Below are 17,590 nucleotides of genomic sequence, written 5' to 3'. Positions count from 1 at the left end.
GCAGTTCCGTAAGACTGTGTTCGCCCTATACACTTAAAAAGTCGATAACCCTGACCATTCCATAAAACGATACACCCAGTACTTGGTTTTCGACTCGTCAGCATACTTTTTATAGTCAAGCGTCACTTGACGACCATTGGCATTGTTCCAAGAAGAATCAAAATACTGTCCAGCATCCTTAAACACAGACGCTTGAGCTGAACCAATCACACGCATATTGGTTTCAAGATTATAGTTTTTCAGATTGCGTGCCGTTAGGTTTGCAGAACCCAAAATCAACTCAGCTTGTTGAGAATTGTATTTCAACAGCATTTTACTGTGGCATTGCTCACCATGCGTATCACACCAGCGAATTGGAATACCAACTGCATTGAGTTCAGAAGCCACTTGTCGATTTGGCATACCATTCTTTTGACGACCAAATGCATCTTTATTTGGATCAAGCACCATACGGATGCGGACACCACGCTGTTTAGCTTGCTTTAATGCTGAAATAATCTTCCGTTCAGACAAGTAGAACATCGCGATATCCAAATGTTCATCTTGTTTAGCGGTGTTTATCATTTCCAATACTGCATCATAAATTGCTTTTTCAGTCAGCACCTGAACTTGGGGCAAGCTTTTATCTTCCGTTAGCTCACCCATGATCACAATTGGGCTTCCCCCCTGCGACATTTGCGCAACCGCCTGTTCAGTTTGCAGCATATCAATCGCTGTAGCACCATCGACCACCAAAGCGACATTGGTATGATGCGAACTTCCATCATGTGGATTGGCCGAAGTCACTAGACTTTTCCAACCTGCCTCAGTATCCACTACCAAGGTTTTACGGTGATTGGCTTTAAAATTAAACAATGCGAGATAACTGCGCAGCGTGATTTTCTGCTCACCAAATGGATTTTTAAGCCAGCCTTTTTCAGGATTATTGCCGACATCTTGACAACAGATATACCAAAATCCCGACCATAGTGGATTCGATGCACGCAATGGTTTTAAATCGGTTTCGATCACTTCAATGTTTGCTTGGCGGAGTTGTTCATAATGCTTTGGTTTAAGCCCACCATAAACAGAATTAATGGGATCGGTAATCACCACAATTTGTATCAATGGATTTTGATGGCGCTTGGCAATCAAAGCGTCAGTCAACTGTTGCATCAATGGAATCTGCTTGATTTTGGATGCGCCAACTTCTTGATTGAAGAGAAACATATCCAAAACAATGGTGCTTCTCGCCTCTTCAATCAACTGAAACACTGCTTTAAAAATCTGCTGATCCACTTGCTGCTGACCCTGAGCATCTAGATAGGTCTGATCGGCTAAAAACTTCACATTGGCATGCCGTAGTTGACCAGTAAAATCCAATCCTTTCGGAAGTGGTTTTACGGTATGGTAAATTGCAGAAGCAAGATACCCAATCACCAAAATACTCAATATGACTGCCATGTAACGCCGACCTGACCAGTTTAATTTTTGATGGATTCGTTGGAAGATACGCATAAAAACAGAAAAAGCCCTAGCCTAATGGATTAAGGCTAGAGCTTATGCTTTGATTTTTCAATGCTAATTTGGTGATCGTTTATAAAATCAAAGTTTTATAATCAATTTTACTTAAGCTTAGAAGCTAAAGTTCACACCTACAGTAAAGTTACGCCCAACTTGTGGAATTGTTGATAAGAAAGACGCATGTTGATACACCTTTTCATCCAAAACGTTATTGGCATTGAGGAAAACACGATAATCCCCAGCATTACTATATTGACCTGAATATGCCACACCAAGATTCAACATATTATAACTTTGGGTATCTGTTTCATATGCTGCAATCTTATTTTGCTGGAATACATGATAGTACTCAGCCGAACCGCTGTATCCATCACCAAAATCAGCCTTTACTTTAGTTCCGACGCGACCAGCTGGTACACGTGGTGCATTTTCATTGTCGATCTTACCACGTACATAGTCACCGAATAAGCTGACTTTATAGATTGGTGAGATTTGATAGCCTGCTTCTGCCTCAGCGCCGTAGAAACGCGCTTTATCTTGCGTGTATTCAACCAAACGGAAATCTTCATAACGATCTAAAGTTTGTGCAAAGATGTAGTCATCAAACCAGTTATGGTAGACGTGTACATGATAATCAAACGTGTTATTGTCATAATGGAAACCAAGTTCTACATTGTTTGATTTTTCTTTCTTCAACTGATCATTACCCAATTCATAGGTATTGGTCGCAAAGTGTTTGCCATTTGCGTACAACTCTTGTGCCATTGGCAAACGTTGTTGATGAGAGGCAACAAAAGACAGCTTGTAATCTGGGGCAAATTCCCAGTTGGCTGCACCAGAGAATGAATAAGCTGAGCCATCAAAATCTTTCTTGCTTGAATCATCAATATCGATCTTTTGTTTATCCGCACGTGCTGCGAGTTCAACATGGACATCATTGAATTGTGCGTGTTCTAAAGCAAATACACTCCATTTCTTGGTGGTATTTGGTGCCAAGAATGCTTCTTCGCCTGTTAATGTGAGTTTTTGCTGACTGTATTGAGTCCCAATCACCCCTTCCCATGCACCGAGTGGATTATGAACCAGCTCAAAACGCCCATCATAACCTTTGTTTTTAAATCGGGTTGTGATGGTATCTTCTTCAAGTTCATCATGGCGATAATCGGTATAGCTTGCTTGCGCACGCATCTTTTTAAAGCCTGCAAATGGATCGTCTAATTCTGTACGGAAGTCATAACGCTCAGACTTTAGGTCAATCCATGGTCCGCCATGTGCATGGTCGTGATCGTGATCGTGATCGTGATCGTGATCGTGATCGTGATCGTGATCGTGATCGTGATCGTGATCATCATGACCGCCATGTCCATGATCATGATCGCCACAATGTAAGTGAGGTCGTCCCGTTAGATGCGCATCACAACTTTCATATTCATGGCTGTGTCCAGGCAAACCATATTTATCTTGACGGTTACTATATGAAATACCAGTAAAACCACGATCATAGATCCAAGACAAACCGACATTTACCGTTTGACCTTCTGCAAAGGTGTTATCAACACGACGTTCCTTTTCGCCCTCATGGAAGTAATTAGGAGCGATATAGTCATTTGCTTCGCGCTTGAGTCCTTCAACACGCAAGGCAACTTGGTCACCTAAACCGACAGTTACACCAGCACTTGCTAGTTTTTCATCACTGCCCGTGTTGTAACGTAGACCCACATTGCCTTCATAACCCTTTTCTGGCATTTGGGTTGGGATTTTGTTGTCCGTTACATTAACCAAACCACCGACAGTGCCAGCGCCAAATAATAACGTTGATGGCCCACGAATCACTTCAACCTGCGAGGCCAATGCTGGATCGACAGTCACAGCATGGTCGGGTGAAAGGGTTGAGACATCAATATTTTCAGAGGAGTTTTGCAACACTTTAACACGTGCACCGTCTTGTCCACGAATCACAGGACGGCTTGAACCAGCACCAAACTGGTTAGAATAAATACCAACTTCGTTGGCTAATGCATCCCCAATGGTTACCGCACCTTGCGCTAAAGTTTTTTGATCAACCACCGTATCTGCAACCGCAAAGTCCTGTGAAGTTTGCTCAAGCGGATGCGCTTTAATTCGTATTGTTTCTAATGTTTTAACTTGCTCATTTTCTGCTGCAAATGATGATACTGATGCAGCAGCTAATATTGATAAAGTCAGAATACTTTTTGAAAATGACATACCGTGTCTCGGATCAGCTCAAATATTAACTGTTATACTATAACATTTCACTTAATTTGCAATAAAAAACATAGCTGAAAAAAACATTTGCTACACTGTCGCTCCATGATTTTAAAAAACTCGTTTTCTAACGATATGCCTTTTACCCTGTCTCATGCAGTTCTTGCACCACCATTATCAAAAATCAGTAAAGGTCATTTGCCCATCGCAGCTTTAGCGATTGGCTGTATGACACCTGACTTATATCGTTTATTTACACAAGGAAATATTGCACTGACCCACCAATGGAGCGGCATTTTATTTCCAAATCTTCCAATTGGCCTATTCTTTTGCATCCTGTGGTATTTACTTTATCGTCCAGTGATCTACCGTCTGTTTGCGATCCAAGATCCTTTACATATCCACTCATTTGACCGTTTTATTTCCTTTAGTTTGATGAGTTGTTTTGCTGTTATCGTGGGAACTGCAACACATCTGATTTGGGATGGACTCACCCATTTAGATTTCCGTACTTTTGCATTTAAAACAATGCTTGCTCAGCAAATCTCATTGTTTGGCTTTAATTATCCATTACATTTCGTTTTACAGATTGGCTCATCCATCATTGCACTACCTTTTATCTTTAGGATGTGTCTGAGCTATTTCCAAAAACATAAACAGGACACGATTATTCCAAAAGAGTTTAAAGTTTTTGTATGGAGCAGCTTGATCATTTCAAGCATTGGCGGACTGTTATCACTTTGGGATTATAATCGTCATATCGCATCCGAGATTTGGATGAAAGAGCCTTATTTTTTCATCGGTAAATCAATCAATGAATTTACTCAAACAGGACTAACGATCTTCACACTGTCTTGCTTATTATTGTTATTTTTCGATCGAAAATCACCTCAGCATTTGTGAAGTGCCAATAAACCCGCTTAAGACTTGAGACAATCCGCTCAACAAGGCATAATCTCCCTCTTCATTGGTGCTGCGCTGTTTACGCATTCACCTTTACAGCCAATATAGTTTGGATAAATAATTCAATATGATGCGCACTCATTACTGTGGCTCTTTAACTGAAGCCCAAATCGATCAAACCGTAACTTTATGTGGTTGGGTTCATCGTCGCCGTGACCATGGCGGTGTGATTTTCCTTGATATGCGCGACCGCGATGGTCTCGTGCAAGTGGTCATTGATCCAGATACTCCAGAAGCTTTTGCGACTGCGGATAAAGCACGTTCAGAATTTGTTTTAAAAATTACTGGTCGCGTTCGTCGCCGCTATGAAGGCACTGAAAATGCCAATATGGTGAGTGGTCAAATTGAAGTTTTAGGCAAAGATATTGAAGTACTTGCTGCTTCAGAAACGCCGCCTTTCCCTTTGAATGATGAAAATACCAATATTTCTGAAGAAATTCGTTTGAAATATCGTTTCTTGGATATTCGTCGTCCAGAAATGTTAGACCGTCTGCGTTTCCGTTCTAAATTAACCAACTTAATTCGTAACTATTTCGAAGACAATGGTTTCTTGGACGTTGAAACACCGATTCTCACTCGTGCAACACCAGAAGGTGCGCGTGACTATCTCGTGCCTAGTCGTGTTTCAAATGGTAGCTTTTATGCTCTGCCACAATCACCACAATTGTTTAAACAATTGCTGATGGTCGGTGGTATTGATCGTTACTACCAAATCGCTAAATGCTTCCGTGATGAAGACTTGCGTGCTGATCGCCAGCCTGAATTTACTCAAATCGACGTTGAAACATCGTTCATGAGTGACGATGACATCATGGATTTGATGGAAGTCTTAACAGTGAAGATGTTCGATGAACTTCTTGGTGTTAAATTCGATAAATTCCAACGTATGACTTATGCGGATGCAATGCGTGATTATGCATCTGACAAACCTGATATGCGTATTCCGTTGAAACTCATCGATGTTGCTGATCTGATGCAAGAAGTTGAGTTCAAAGTGTTCGCGGGGCCTGCTAAAGACCCTAAAGGTCGTATCGTTGCTTTACGTGTTCCAGGCGCAGCATCATTACCCCGTAGTGCGATTGATGAATATACCAAATTCGTCGGCATCTACGGCGCGAAAGGTTTGGCATATATCAAAGTCAATGAATTGGCAAAAGGTATTGAAGGTCTTCAATCTCCGATCGTTAAATTCATCGAGCCAATCGTACTTGAACTGTTAGAACGTGTCGGCGCTCAAGATGGCGATATCGTATTCTTTGGTGCAGATAAAGCGAAAGTCGTCAATGACGCGATGGGCGCTCTTCGTGTCAAAATCGGTCATGACTTGAATCTTTCCACTTGTGAGTGGGCTCCACTTTGGGTTGTAGACTTCCCAATGTTTGAAGAAACGGATGATGGTAAATGGACCTCGGTTCACCACCCATTCACACTACCAAAATCAAGTGTTGAAGAAGTGAAGAACAACCCAGGTGCTGCACTCTCGGTTGCTTACGACATGGTACTCAACGGTACTGAAGTCGGTGGTGGTTCATTGCGTATTTATAACTTAGAAATGCAAAAAGCGATCTTTGAAGCTTTAGGTATTTCTGATGAAGAAGCAGAAGAAAAATTCAGCTTCTTGCTTAATGCATTACGTTATGGCGCGCCTCCACATGGTGGTTTGGCATTTGGTTTAGATCGTCTAGTGATGTTAATGACAGGCGCTTCTTCTATTCGTGATGTAATTGCATTCCCGAAAACCAAAACTGCTGAATGTCCATTGACTCAAGCACCTGCACCAGTTGAAGCAAATCAATTGCGTGATTTGGGTATTCGTTTACGCGAACAACAAAAGAAAGAAGCTTAATCATTTAAGCAAAGCAAAGGCGCTGTTTTCAGCGCCTTTTTTTGTAAATTGAGATTGATTCTCTTTAATGGCATAATAAACCAGTTTTTTATTGAAGGTATCTGCCCATGGCCATGCGTCCAGATGTGCGTCGACACACAATTGTCCTTATTGTGTTTTCACTTGCGCAATGGTTTCTTATGCGTTACATCTTGTCGAATGAACTCTTCAATATGACCACCTATCAACGAATTTTATATTTTTGCGTCAGCAGTCTAGCAGGTGCATTAGTGATTTTTGCCGCACTGATTTACATGGTGCTCAAAGGCAATGCAGATAAAAAAGACTAATTCAAATGTCCTTTTATAGCGCACTGCTTCGTCTTTTACCTTTGCCATTTTTGCGTAGTATTGCAAAAGTGGCAGCATACTTGATCAATCAAAATCCAAATAAAAGTATGTTGTGGAAAACGCGAATCAATCTTGGATTAGCCTATCCTGAATTAACTCCTGAACAACAAGAACAACTGGCTCGAGAAAGTGTGGTCAAACAATGTCTAAGCTATATCGAATCAGGAAAATGTTGGGCTATGTCGCCCGAATGGAGCATCCAAAAAATCCAAAAAGTTCATCAATTAGATGTCTTAACAGATGCCTTAAAAGACCCTAAAGGCGCATTGATCATTACACCGCATCTCGGAACTTGGGAAATAATGAATGCGTGGGTACATCAATACGGCATCCCAACCATCATGTATAAACCGATGAAAGATAGTGGCTTTAATTCCTTTGCTTTACATGCTCGCCAGAGGCTCAATGCAACACTTGTTCCTACTGATGCCAATGGTGTAAAGGCTTTATTTAAAAACCTTAAACAAGGCGGGTTTAGCGTGATCCTGCCCGATCATGTACCTCAACCTTCAGGTGGTGTTGTGGTTCCGTTTTTCGGTATCCCGTGTTTGACCAGTACCCTTGCCAGCAAAATGGCACAAAAAACCCAATGTCGTTTAGTTGGATTAAGCTGCTTCCGTCGTGAAGATGGCGAAGGGTTTGAGGTGTATTGTGATGATCTAAATGATCCTCAACTTTATGATCGAGATATCAATGTTGCCACGACAGCATTGAATAAAGCAGTTGAAAAGATGATCAACCGCTTTCCTAGTGAATATATGTGGGGGTATAAGCGGTTTAGGGATGGCCAACAGGATCATTACGTTTGATCCCTCAAAAGTAAGTGATTCACTCCCTACTCTCTTTTAATTTTAAAGCCTGTAACACCGTAGTACGTAGATTTTCTTGAAAACCTTCAACACTATGTCTGTCTTTAATATATTGAATGGCTTGCTTACCTAATGTATGGCGCTTTTCATCATCAAGCATTAGGTTTTTAATTGCATCGACAAAAAGATCAACTTTATCAAAACCATCTCCCAAAACATCACCAACATGAATACCAAACTTCTCGGTTAATTCTTCTGGATTACGATTACTTACAAGTAATGTACCGAAAGACAGAGCCTCTAAAAATGAGATAGGAAGTGCTTCATGAATAGAAGTGTTCACTAATATCTTAGCATCTTTCAAATATTGCTCTTTTTCGAATCCATCAACATGACCAACAAAATGTAAATTCTCAATTGCATAATAATCTTTCATGATTTCAGAGTTCTGTTCGTCCTCTCTAAAAGTTTGACCTAATATAAAAAACTCATATTCAGGTATTTTTTTAGCGATTTCACAAAATAACCAGCCGCGCTTAACGGATTCAATACGCCCTAAAAAAATAATCATATTTTTTTTCTGGTGTATATCAAAATGAAAACTTTCATCGATATCAATTGGATTTGGAAGGTATTGGATATCTACAGTATCTTCTAAATGATACAAGTCTTTTGCTTTTTGATTTAAAAAATATCCTTGCGATATGAACTTAATTCGGTCTTGTTTGTACCAGTTATTAACTAAATCATATATTTTTTGATTATAATATGACGTCTCAGGAAACAACTGAACTGTATTAATTTCATCCCATTCATAGCTTGGTCTAGGATCCTGAATCCATAAAATCAGTTTTTTATTTTTATTAGGTTCATGTTCTAAAACATAACCATAAGTTAATTCGATACTCAAATAAATATCGTAATCCTGTTTTTTTAACCATTGTTTTGCAAACCATTTTCCTCTCGGTAGACGATATACATCGACATCATCTACCTTATAAGATTCAGCAAAAAAACGATGCTTTCCTCGCCCCAATAAAACATCGACTTGAAAATCTTGGTTCGGTAAATACTTTGCAATATGCCTTCTTGCTAAAAAGCCATATCCACCATAAGGTGTCCCAACCGCACCGAAAAACTCATCAATAATTAAACCTATTTTGATTTTTTTATGTACTACATTCATCTTAAATTTTTTCTCTACGCTTAAATTTCATTTCTAAACATTTTAGCCAAAATACTTTCTGGGGCGATTTTCTCTAAGTCGACATTTCTCAACATCTCATTATACAAATGTACGCAGAGCGTCTTAGAGCTTACAATATCTTCAATCTGCAGTCTTGGGTCCATTAACTGTCCAATACACTGATAGTGCACTGGATAAAAAATATCGATAGGTTGGACTTGATCAATTAGTTGAAGTTGATTGACAAAATAAGTAATCGCATCAGGGCCAATCACCCCCCATGGCATATTTGATATGTGTTGCCCGATACCCAACATTTTTTTAAATTTCAATCGTTTTTGTCGAGACTTCTTATACCATGGTGGTACAAAGAATGGATTATAAGCTGCATCTAATAATAGTTTTAATAAAGAACTGTCTTGTGGAAGTGCTAACACCGCACCATTGATCTTGTTGTCACTTTCATAGCCTAAAAGATAACTAGACTCAGGAATTACCATTGGTTTTAAACAATAGACATCACAATCAACATAAATACCACAAATCTTTGTCAACAACTCATATCTAAACACATCAGAGAATAATGCATAACTGCCTGTTTGATTATGCTTAAAAACCTTCTCTGCTGGAATAATTTCATTTGCATCTACACATTGTACGCCTTCCGGCACATCTGAAACTGTACCATAAGTATGCAATAAGACCTTATGTCCTCGCATAACAAATGATTGAAGGCAAGAACTTGATATTTTGCCTAGTGTATGACCAATCCATAGAGCATGAATCGTTGGAAGTTCCATTAGCACCTCATTAACCTAATCTATAAATTACTTAAAGATAATTTTTACTTTAAAAGGCAGTCGATATAATTGTAAAAATACCCTTACTAACTCTCTTTTAATCTTATTTAGAGGATTCCTTTCTTTCTTTTTATAAGAGCTTCTCCAAGATAAACTAGACTGAAATTTCTTGTCATCTGGGTATAAAAGATATTCTTGAATACATAAGGCAGGATTTACCTGATAAATCGGATATGCACCATGTTTTAAATACTTCTTGAATATAATTTGATCGATATGATCAATCGCAGATAAACTCTGTATATAGTAAAGTAGACTTTGAGCCGCCTTATTCGAAAGAATGTATCCTGCCGTACCAAAATTAGGATTCAATAACCTTGAAATTACTCGATCATTTGCTAAAGAGGTCTTATCAGTCAAAGATAAATAGTTAAATGCTGAATTCTTCTCTATTTTGATAATATCCCATTGAGCTTTTATCCACTCATGATCACTGAGAAAAGCTTTGGCATGCTCCCCTAAATAAATATCATCCTCAAAGATCGCAACATAGTCAATATTTTCATCAATTGCTTTTTTCCAAAGTAGAATGTGGCTAAATAGACAGCCAAGCTCACCTTGGCTTAAATGACAATTACCAATACGAATTGCTAATTGTGCTGCAAGATCTTCAACCTGTTGAGGCTCTATAGCATCAAAAAAACTAAAATCGATCTCCTGCTGCATGAATTGATTTTCGATATGTGTTCGACGATCAACTGCTGTTTTCAGGCTTACTACAAAACTTTTCACCACTTACTTTCCTTACTTAAACCCAACTGTCTTAAAGAAAATAAGATTTCTGACTTGCACATAGATTCGGCTTAACTCTAAAAGAATTTTATCAACTCCACGTTTTTTATTATATTTCATTCTAACTTGGCGTTCTTTATATAAATGGCTGGCAAATCTCACGCTATCTTTTGTTGAGTAAAGTGTCACATCTTGAATACATAACGCGGGTTTCATCTGACATACAGATAAAATTTTATCTTTAACCAATTTTTCAAACATTAAATGGTCTAGAGCTATTAGTTGATCCAACGACTGGATATAGTCGAGTAATTTTTTAGCACCACTGAGAGATAAAATGTAACCTGCTGTTCCTAAGTTCTTACTTTTTAACTCAAAAATAGCTCTATCTGGGTTGCTATTGAACTCCTTCAATTTGGGACCTAGTGCAACTTTTTGAGTAAATTCCTCAACTTTAATCAGGTGCCAATTTGGCTCTAACCATAAAGTATCTGAAAGAAACTCTTTAATATTTTCTCCTAAGTAAATATCATCCTCAAAAATAGTCATATAAGATATATTTTCTTGGATCATTTTATTCCATAAGTAAACATGACTCATAAAACATGCAAGCTCCCCCTTTGTCAAAATAGTATCATCAATTCGTAAGCCAAGCTGATTAGCAAACTCTCCTGCAGGTTCAGGCGTTAAGGCATCAAAAAACTTAAAATCCAAGTTTTTTTTAGCAAATTCTTGGTTTATATGTTCTCTTCTTTGAGTTGCCGTGGACAAACTTATGACAAATACTTCCATATCAACCTCTATCATCAATTTTGTAAACAATCTTACACTTCATCTTCAGATTACGATAATTAAAAACTTAAGACATATAGCTTATATATCTAAAAAAGAATCTTTGAAATAAAAATTCTTTGCATAAAATTTATTTAATATCTTTCTTTCTTTTGCTGCTAACTTAAGTAATTTTGGATGCTGCTTTGGTGGGTAATTAATTGCAAAATCAATCAGTGTTCTTTCTTTTACCCACCTATTTTTTACTTGATAAAAAAAAGCATTTTTGTCACAGTTAATCAAAGTCATACTTGGAATATATTCTCTCATTACCTTCTGACATACGACATAAACTGCTAAATACTCTAAACGACCAATGTTTTGAAATAGATCATGGCTATTATCTTGAGTATCAGCAATATTTTGAATATATCCTTTAGGAGTAAGTTCAATTGCATTCCATAACTCTTCCAACCAGTATTTAAAAAACATATTGCCCTGAGTACTCGCTAATAGCCAAGTTTCTATCACAGGGTAACTCATATTGGTAGTGTTATTTTTTCTATAGTAAGCAAAACAATTTGTTCTTTCTTTCCTGATTAACTCTTGAATCCAATCTAAATTTTCATAAACTATAGTACTCGCATCAAGCCATATACCACCATGTAAAAATAAAAGATTAAATCTAATTAAATCAGATCTTTGTTGTGGTGTTGCTTTTTTATAAAGAATTGATTCAAAATCAATAGTACAAAACTCAATTAAGTCTTGTGGTTTTAGAAAAAAAACCTCATAGCTTGGATGCAAACTTCTAAGTTGCTCTACACATTTTTCTACAATAATTGGCAAATCACCTTCCCAATACATCCAAATTTTTTTTGGAATAACAACATTTGGATTTATTGGATTCAATACAATAATATCTGCATAATTATCTATTGCATCATTCATCTCTCTCTTTTCATTCGAATACATCGTATAGAACTTTAAGAGATAAAATATTTTTTTAAATATTTTCATACAGGTCACTCAGCTATATCTTCAAATCACCTTAGCTCAGCTTTGTTCTAAAGTGATTTGCCCAGACAATTTTAATTAAAAGTAAAGATGCTTAAATGCGTAAAAGCGATCACGCCACATCCGTTTCTGTTTTTTTAAGCCATGAGTTGCATCGCGCTTTTCCAGATCTTTACGTTGAATCCCCTGTGTTACGACAGTGCCCAAAATATCACTATCCAGACCCGCTGGTTTTACGAATGGCCGCCAGACCCCGAGTCCTTTCCCATTTTTACTGAGCCAGCCCTGAAAGAAAATATCGACAGGTACATAAATCTCTTTTCCGAGTCTGACAAACTCCTCAGCGCCTTTTCTTGACCACACCAATCCGACGCCACGAATTGGGAAATAGTAGGCATGCCACAAGTTATAATGCTCCATCTGAACAATATCTTTGGCAAGTTTCTTCTTTTTCGCTGCCAGATTCACCACATACCAGTCCAGCGCTTTATGCTGGTCCAGATAGTTGAGAAGTGATTGAAGATTATTTTTAAAGTTTGGCAGTACCTGAATATCATCTTCCAACACCACCAGATAATCGGCATCTGTTTGGAGGAATTGTTCAACACATCCATAATGGCTCAGATAACACCCAAGCTCTGAGTTAATCAGGCTGCGACCTAAAATTCGTTGTGCCTCTGCATCATCATATTGCTTAAACTCGGATAAGGCTTTACCACGGCCATCATAGGCAGAAAAACGGATAAAGGGCCAATCCTCTTGATCCAACTGTGCTGTTGCACTCGCCAGGCGTTGATCACTACCATCCAAATTAATCAGATAAGTTACGACTTTCATTCTTTATCCTTCGGCTGTATGAGCCAATAAAACTTGTGGTAAATATCCAGCCAACTTTTGGTTTAAAGTTGCATAAATTTGATTTGCGGCAGTAGCACTCAACTGATCCAAACTCTGCATACAACCATACTTAATCTGCTCATTTCCTAAATTCTGTAAGAAGCTATTTAAACTCAATTCATTTTTCAAATACGCAATTTCGATATCTGGCTTTAACAATGCTTCACTATTCTTTATCTTCAAATGGTTCATCAGTGAAATCGGGTTAATCTGCTCGACACTGCGAAATTTAGACTGAATCTGTTTTTCTAGAAACTTAGGATGAGCAAGCAAATAATCTTGGAGAATTTTACGATCCACTGCATGCGGATAATGGTGAATTTCAAAAAACTTTTTAAATCCAAGCATATCAGCACCTAACATTTGAGCAATCATATGTTTAGGCTGTATTGGCTTGGCAAAGTATTGGTTTAAAAGTTGGCGATACCAAAGCTTAGCCTTGAGGACTAAACTGCTTTGCCAATGCCCGTAAATCACCATCTTCTGCTCAATAAGAATATCTTCTAATTGTGCTGGCGCGTTAAAGAAGAAATCATCATTCAAATAAAAAAAGTAATCAGATAAGCCTTGAATATTCCAAAGCATAGTTTCTATCGAACGCGTATTGAACGTGGGCAAATGCTGTTCATACCCTAAAAAAATTTCCCTATGATCAACGATTCGGATCTTACCTGATTCACAAATACCGTCTTTAACAAAGTGATCAATCCATTGAGGCTGCTGATTATCAGTCACTATGTAAATATTTCGGCAAAATGGAACATATTTTAAAATAGATGCAACGTTATAATAAATTTCATGATTGCTGGCAAAACGAGTATCACTGACTGCATCAGACGCTTGTGTCTTGCCCAGATATTGCATGCGTTTCTGCTTTAATTTCGGATCATTTCCATCCACCCAAGCAATCACCACGTCAATAGGTTGCATCATTTCACTCATCAACTTACTCATAAACAATTAGAAATCAAGAAAATACTACTAAGTAATCTAATCCAACCGTATAATAACATTACTCATCCATTTACAGTCACTCTCTTTTCGTAATGATTCCAATATCAACATTGATATAAATCAATATATTATTTCAAACTACCTGTATTATATAAGTAGATCACATAAAGAGTTCTCTCCAAGAATACTTTAACCAGAACATTCCTCTCATAATCCCCAACAAAATCAAACATATTTAAACCAATCTATGAGAAAAATGACGATATTTTTATTAGACGAATTTATGGTTTTTTATTATAATTATTGGTTACTTTGATGGAATTTATTTTTTAACTCATGATTGACTATAACTATTTTGAGTATCAAGCAAAAATAATTAGAACCAAGTTTGTCTCAGACAAAGCTTATCTCACCAAACGCTTTGTCTGCAAATTAGGCTACACCCCTAATTTTTGCTCACCCCAAAGCTTCAATGAAAAAGTTACCGCTCGAATGCTTTTCGAACGCAGTCCATTATTCACCAAATTGGCTGATAAATGTGCAGTAAGAGAGTTAATCGCCACTAAGATTGATGAGGCATTTTTTGTCCCTTTGGTTGGGGCTTATAAATGTTTTGATGAAATTAATTTTGAACAATTGCCTAATCAATTTGTTTTAAAATGCACTCATGACAGTGGCAGTGCGATGGTCTGTCGAGACAAGAGCGGTTTTGATATCACAGCAGCTAGAGCGAAGATAAAAAATCACCTCAAAATGAATATGTATTTTAGAAAACGTGAGTGGCACTATAAAGATATTTGCCCTCAGATTCTAATTGAGCACTTCATTGATTTATACATTGATCCGAAGAGTCACTCAACGATTACCACATGCCGAGTGCACTGTTTTGAAGGCAAACCAGAGTTCTTGGAAATTGATGTGCAAGACACCCAAGGAAACGATTATTCAAATATGTATAATACTGATTGGGAGTTACAACCCTTCAGAGTCGATCTAAAAGAGAATTCTCCTAGCCCCTTAGCGAAACCACAACAGTTGAAAGATATTATTGAGTTATCTAAGAAACTTTGTTTTACATATGGTTACAGTCGTATAGACTTCTTATTGTCTCAAGATCATATTTATTTTAGTGAAATTACACTCACCCCAAATGCAGGCCGAATGGTCATTACACCAGCAGAATGGGATTTTAAATTAGGTTCTCTCTGGCGTTCTTATTAATCATCCACCATATATTAGGTTTTTATGAAAATAGCGATTGCTGGAACTGGGTATGTAGGCTTGTCAAATGCTATGCTATTTGCACAACATCATGAAACCATTGCACTTGATATCCTACAAAGTAAAGTCGATTTACTGAACAAAAAAATATCTCCGATCCAAGATCATGATATTTCCCTTTTCTTAAAAGAAAAACAACTCAATTTTACAGCGACCACGGATAAGCAGCAGGCTTTTCAAGACGCTGATTTTATTATTATTGCCACCCCTACTGACTATGATCCTCAGACCAACTACTTTAATACCCAAAGTGTAGAAAGTGTCATTCAGGATGTATTGGCTATTAACCCAAACGCGACCATGATCGTCAAATCTACAGTTCCTGTAGGTTTCACCGAACAAGTTAAAAACAAATACCAGACTGAAAATATTATTTTCTCGCCTGAATTTCTGCGCGAAGGTAAAGCACTCCACGACAACCTCTACCCATCGCGTATTATTGTTGGAGAACAGTCTGAACGTGCCCAGCAATTTGCAGATTTACTGGTAAAGGGTGCGATCAAGCAGGATATTCCTGTATTGCTGACCCACTCAACTGAAGCTGAAGCAATTAAGTTATTTGCCAATACCTATTTAGCAATGAGAGTCGCTTTCTTTAATGAGTTAGACACTTATGCACAAAGTTTTGACTTGGACACGAAACAAGTGATTGAAGGAGTGTGTCTCGATCCACGAATTGGTAACCATTATAACAATCCATCTTTTGGTTACGGTGGTTATTGTCTACCAAAAGACACCAAGCAATTACTTGCAAACTATAGCAATGTACCAAGTAATTTGATTGAGGCTATTGTGGATGCAAATCGAACCCGTAAAGATTTTATAGCAGATTCGATTCTTGCTCGAAATCCTACAACGGTAGGTATTTATCGTCTAGTCATGAAGAGTGGTTCTGATAATTATCGCGCCTCTGCAATTCAAGGTGTAATGAAACGACTCAAAGCGAAAGGAGTGGAAATCATTGTTTATGAACCAACATTCCAAGAAGACAGCTTCTTTAAATCTAAAGTGACTCAGGATCTCAATGAGTTCAAGCAGTCCTGTGATGTGATTATAGCTAATCGCCTGTCGAGCGAATTATTTGATGTACAGGATAAAGTTTACACACGAGATATTTTTGGAGGCGATGAATGAAAGTTCTAGTCACAGGTGCTGCTGGTTTTATCGGTTTTAGCGTTGCACAGAAATTGCTTGCACGTGGTGATGATGTGATTGGTTTTGATAATTTTAATGATTATTATGACCCCACCCTAAAAGAAGCCCGTGTAAAACAGTTACAGCAACTCGCTGAACATAAAGATACGGGCAGTTTCACCCTCATTCGTGACAATCTAGCCAATAAAGCCGTGGTAGATCAATGCTTCCAAGCACATCATTTTGATCGTGTAATTCATTTGGCAGCACAAGCAGGTGTACGTTATTCGCTTGAAAACCCACATAGTTATGTGGAGAGTAACTTGATTGCGTTTACCAATATTTTGGAAGCTTGTCGCTATGCAGAAACACCGCACTTGACTTATGCAAGTACCAGTAGTGTTTATGGTGCTAACACGACCATGCCATTTAGCGAACAACATGGCGTAGATCATCCGCTTCAATTCTATGCCGCAACCAAACGTGCCAATGAATTGATGGCACATAGCTACAGTCATTTATTTAAGTTGCCAACCACTGGTCTACGCTTCTTTACCGTCTATGGTCCTTGGACACGCCCAGACATGGCCTTGTTTAAGTTCACCAAGAATATTTTTGAAGGCAAACCAATTCCAGTATTTAATCATGGTAATCACACCCGTGACTTCACGTATATCGACGATATTGTTGAAGGCATCATTCGTACCAGTGATAAAATCGCTACACCTGATGAGAATTGGGATAGTAAAAACCCAAATCCATCGACCAGTAATGCTCCGTTTAGAGTTTTCAATATTGGCAACAACCGCACCGTCAAGCTGATTGAATATATTCAGGCCATTGAGAAAGCAGCAGGCAAAGAAGCGATTCTAGACCTCTTGCCCTTACAGCCAGGCGATGTGCCAGATACCTTTGCCGATAGTTCTGCGCTAGAAAACTATGTGGACTATAAGCCCGCTACTTCGGTGGTCGATGGGGTCAAAAACTTTGTTGATTGGTATCGCCAATATCACAATATTTAA

The 17,590-nt window shown here is 38.1% G+C and carries 16 protein-coding genes; 7 read left to right on the top strand and 9 right to left on the bottom strand.

The window, feature by feature from the left end; translation table 11 throughout:
* Positions 1-33: 33 nt before the first annotated feature.
* Both J2Y37_RS03445 and znuD read right to left on the bottom strand, forming a co-directional pair.
* Positions 34-1,443, bottom strand: a complete 1,410-nt coding sequence (locus tag J2Y37_RS03445) for a phospholipase D family protein (protein WP_349031879.1) — start codon at positions 1,441-1,443, stop codon at positions 34-36.
* Positions 1,444-1,614: 171 nt separating this feature from the next.
* A complete protein-coding gene (gene znuD, locus J2Y37_RS03440; RefSeq protein WP_349031878.1) occupies positions 1,615-3,729 on the bottom strand; it encodes a zinc piracy TonB-dependent receptor ZnuD in 2,115 nt (704 codons plus the stop codon).
* 105 nt (positions 3,730-3,834) lie between these two features.
* Here znuD and J2Y37_RS03435 point away from each other — a divergent pair, with 105 nt between their 5' ends.
* From J2Y37_RS03435 to J2Y37_RS03420, 4 genes are all read left to right on the top strand, one after another.
* Positions 3,835-4,632, top strand: a complete 798-nt coding sequence (locus J2Y37_RS03435) for a DUF4184 family protein (protein WP_349031877.1) — start codon at positions 3,835-3,837, stop codon at positions 4,630-4,632.
* A 130-nt stretch (positions 4,633-4,762) separates the two neighbouring features.
* Positions 4,763-6,538, top strand: a complete 1,776-nt coding sequence (aspS, locus tag J2Y37_RS03430; RefSeq protein ID WP_349032012.1) for an aspartate--tRNA ligase — start codon at positions 4,763-4,765, stop codon at positions 6,536-6,538.
* Positions 6,539-6,645: 107 nt separating this feature from the next.
* A complete protein-coding gene (locus tag J2Y37_RS03425) occupies positions 6,646-6,867 on the top strand; it encodes a hypothetical protein (protein ID WP_004669570.1) in 222 nt (73 codons plus the stop codon).
* Positions 6,868-6,872: 5 nt separating this feature from the next.
* Positions 6,873-7,736, top strand: a complete 864-nt coding sequence (locus J2Y37_RS03420; protein ID WP_349031876.1) for a lysophospholipid acyltransferase family protein — start codon at positions 6,873-6,875, stop codon at positions 7,734-7,736.
* A 19-nt stretch (positions 7,737-7,755) separates the two neighbouring features.
* Here the strand turns inward: J2Y37_RS03420 and J2Y37_RS03415 are convergent, their stop codons facing one another.
* The 7 genes from J2Y37_RS03415 to J2Y37_RS03385 form a co-directional block, all read right to left on the bottom strand.
* Positions 7,756-8,922, bottom strand: coding sequence for a glycosyltransferase family 4 protein (locus tag J2Y37_RS03415; RefSeq protein WP_349031875.1), 1,167 nt, complete (start codon positions 8,920-8,922; stop codon positions 7,756-7,758).
* A 20-nt stretch (positions 8,923-8,942) separates the two neighbouring features.
* Complete coding sequence (locus tag J2Y37_RS03410; protein WP_349031874.1) at positions 8,943-9,722, bottom strand: glycosyltransferase; 780 nt, start codon at positions 9,720-9,722, stop codon at positions 8,943-8,945.
* 27 nt (positions 9,723-9,749) lie between these two features.
* Entirely contained in the window at positions 9,750-10,514 is a 765-nt protein-coding gene (locus J2Y37_RS03405) for a glycosyltransferase family 25 protein (protein WP_349031873.1), read from the bottom strand.
* 12 nt (positions 10,515-10,526) lie between these two features.
* On the bottom strand, positions 10,527-11,306 hold the full coding sequence (locus tag J2Y37_RS03400) for a glycosyltransferase family 25 protein (RefSeq protein ID WP_349031872.1): 780 nt from the start codon (positions 11,304-11,306) through the stop codon (positions 10,527-10,529).
* A gap of 81 nt (positions 11,307-11,387) precedes the next feature.
* Entirely contained in the window at positions 11,388-12,305 is a 918-nt protein-coding gene (locus J2Y37_RS03395) for a capsular polysaccharide synthesis protein (protein ID WP_349031871.1), read from the bottom strand.
* A gap of 75 nt (positions 12,306-12,380) precedes the next feature.
* The gene (locus tag J2Y37_RS03390; RefSeq protein ID WP_349031870.1) at positions 12,381-13,139 is read right to left on the bottom strand and encodes a glycosyltransferase family 25 protein; all 759 of its coding nucleotides are present in this window, start codon (positions 13,137-13,139) and stop codon (positions 12,381-12,383) included.
* A gap of 3 nt (positions 13,140-13,142) precedes the next feature.
* Positions 13,143-14,141 carry a Stealth CR1 domain-containing protein gene (locus J2Y37_RS03385; protein ID WP_349031869.1) on the bottom strand — a complete coding sequence of 333 codons (999 nt, stop codon included), beginning with the start codon at positions 14,139-14,141 and terminating at the stop codon, positions 13,143-13,145.
* A gap of 348 nt (positions 14,142-14,489) precedes the next feature.
* Here J2Y37_RS03385 and J2Y37_RS03380 point away from each other — a divergent pair, with 348 nt between their 5' ends.
* Genes J2Y37_RS03380 through J2Y37_RS03370 form a run of 3 tightly spaced genes read left to right on the top strand, consistent with a single transcriptional unit; the run spans position 14,490 to position 17,590 of the window.
* Positions 14,490-15,374 carry an ATP-grasp fold amidoligase family protein gene (locus J2Y37_RS03380; protein WP_349031868.1) on the top strand — a complete coding sequence of 295 codons (885 nt, stop codon included), beginning with the start codon at positions 14,490-14,492 and terminating at the stop codon, positions 15,372-15,374.
* 24 nt (positions 15,375-15,398) lie between these two features.
* The gene (locus J2Y37_RS03375; RefSeq protein ID WP_349031867.1) at positions 15,399-16,568 is read left to right on the top strand and encodes a nucleotide sugar dehydrogenase; all 1,170 of its coding nucleotides are present in this window, start codon (positions 15,399-15,401) and stop codon (positions 16,566-16,568) included.
* Positions 16,565-17,590: an NAD-dependent epimerase gene (locus J2Y37_RS03370; RefSeq protein ID WP_349031866.1), complete on the top strand. Its 1,026-nt coding sequence runs from the start codon at positions 16,565-16,567 to the stop codon at positions 17,588-17,590. Before J2Y37_RS03375 ends, J2Y37_RS03370 begins: the two co-directional genes overlap by 4 nt.

Source organism: Acinetobacter sp. 3657, assembly GCF_031456775.1.
Taxonomy (GTDB): Bacteria; Pseudomonadota; Gammaproteobacteria; order Pseudomonadales; family Moraxellaceae; genus Acinetobacter.
The sequence above is the reverse complement of the archived record's forward strand: the minus strand, read 5'-3'. Positions and strand labels throughout refer to the sequence as shown.

What these genes read in the sequence shown, in the direction of transcription:
- J2Y37_RS03415 (WP_349031875.1), bottom strand. Translation starts at nt 8,922, where the DNA reads ATGAATGTAGTACATAAAAAAATCAAAATAGGTTTAATTATTGATGAG.
- J2Y37_RS03375 (WP_349031867.1), top strand. Translation starts at nt 15,399, where the DNA reads ATGAAAATAGCGATTGCTGGAACTGGGTATGTAGGCTTGTCAAATGCT.
- J2Y37_RS03395 (WP_349031871.1), bottom strand. Translation starts at nt 12,305, where the DNA reads ATGAAAATATTTAAAAAAATATTTTATCTCTTAAAGTTCTATACGATG.
- J2Y37_RS03385 (WP_349031869.1), bottom strand. Translation starts at nt 14,141, where the DNA reads ATGAGTGAAATGATGCAACCTATTGACGTGGTGATTGCTTGGGTGGAT.
- J2Y37_RS03425 (WP_004669570.1), top strand. Translation starts at nt 6,646, where the DNA reads ATGGCCATGCGTCCAGATGTGCGTCGACACACAATTGTCCTTATTGTG.
- J2Y37_RS03445 (WP_349031879.1), bottom strand. Translation starts at nt 1,443, where the DNA reads ATGGCAGTCATATTGAGTATTTTGGTGATTGGGTATCTTGCTTCTGCA.
- J2Y37_RS03370 (WP_349031866.1), top strand. Translation starts at nt 16,565, where the DNA reads ATGAAAGTTCTAGTCACAGGTGCTGCTGGTTTTATCGGTTTTAGCGTT.
- J2Y37_RS03435 (WP_349031877.1), top strand. Translation starts at nt 3,835, where the DNA reads ATGATTTTAAAAAACTCGTTTTCTAACGATATGCCTTTTACCCTGTCT.
- J2Y37_RS03410 (WP_349031874.1), bottom strand. Translation starts at nt 9,722, where the DNA reads ATGGAACTTCCAACGATTCATGCTCTATGGATTGGTCATACACTAGGC.
- J2Y37_RS03420 (WP_349031876.1), top strand. Translation starts at nt 6,873, where the DNA reads ATGTCCTTTTATAGCGCACTGCTTCGTCTTTTACCTTTGCCATTTTTG.
- J2Y37_RS03400 (WP_349031872.1), bottom strand. Translation starts at nt 11,306, where the DNA reads ATGGAAGTATTTGTCATAAGTTTGTCCACGGCAACTCAAAGAAGAGAA.
- znuD (WP_349031878.1), bottom strand. Translation starts at nt 3,729, where the DNA reads ATGTCATTTTCAAAAAGTATTCTGACTTTATCAATATTAGCTGCTGCA.
- J2Y37_RS03390 (WP_349031870.1), bottom strand. Translation starts at nt 13,139, where the DNA reads ATGAAAGTCGTAACTTATCTGATTAATTTGGATGGTAGTGATCAACGC.
- J2Y37_RS03380 (WP_349031868.1), top strand. Translation starts at nt 14,490, where the DNA reads ATGATTGACTATAACTATTTTGAGTATCAAGCAAAAATAATTAGAACC.
- aspS (WP_349032012.1), top strand. Translation starts at nt 4,763, where the DNA reads ATGCGCACTCATTACTGTGGCTCTTTAACTGAAGCCCAAATCGATCAA.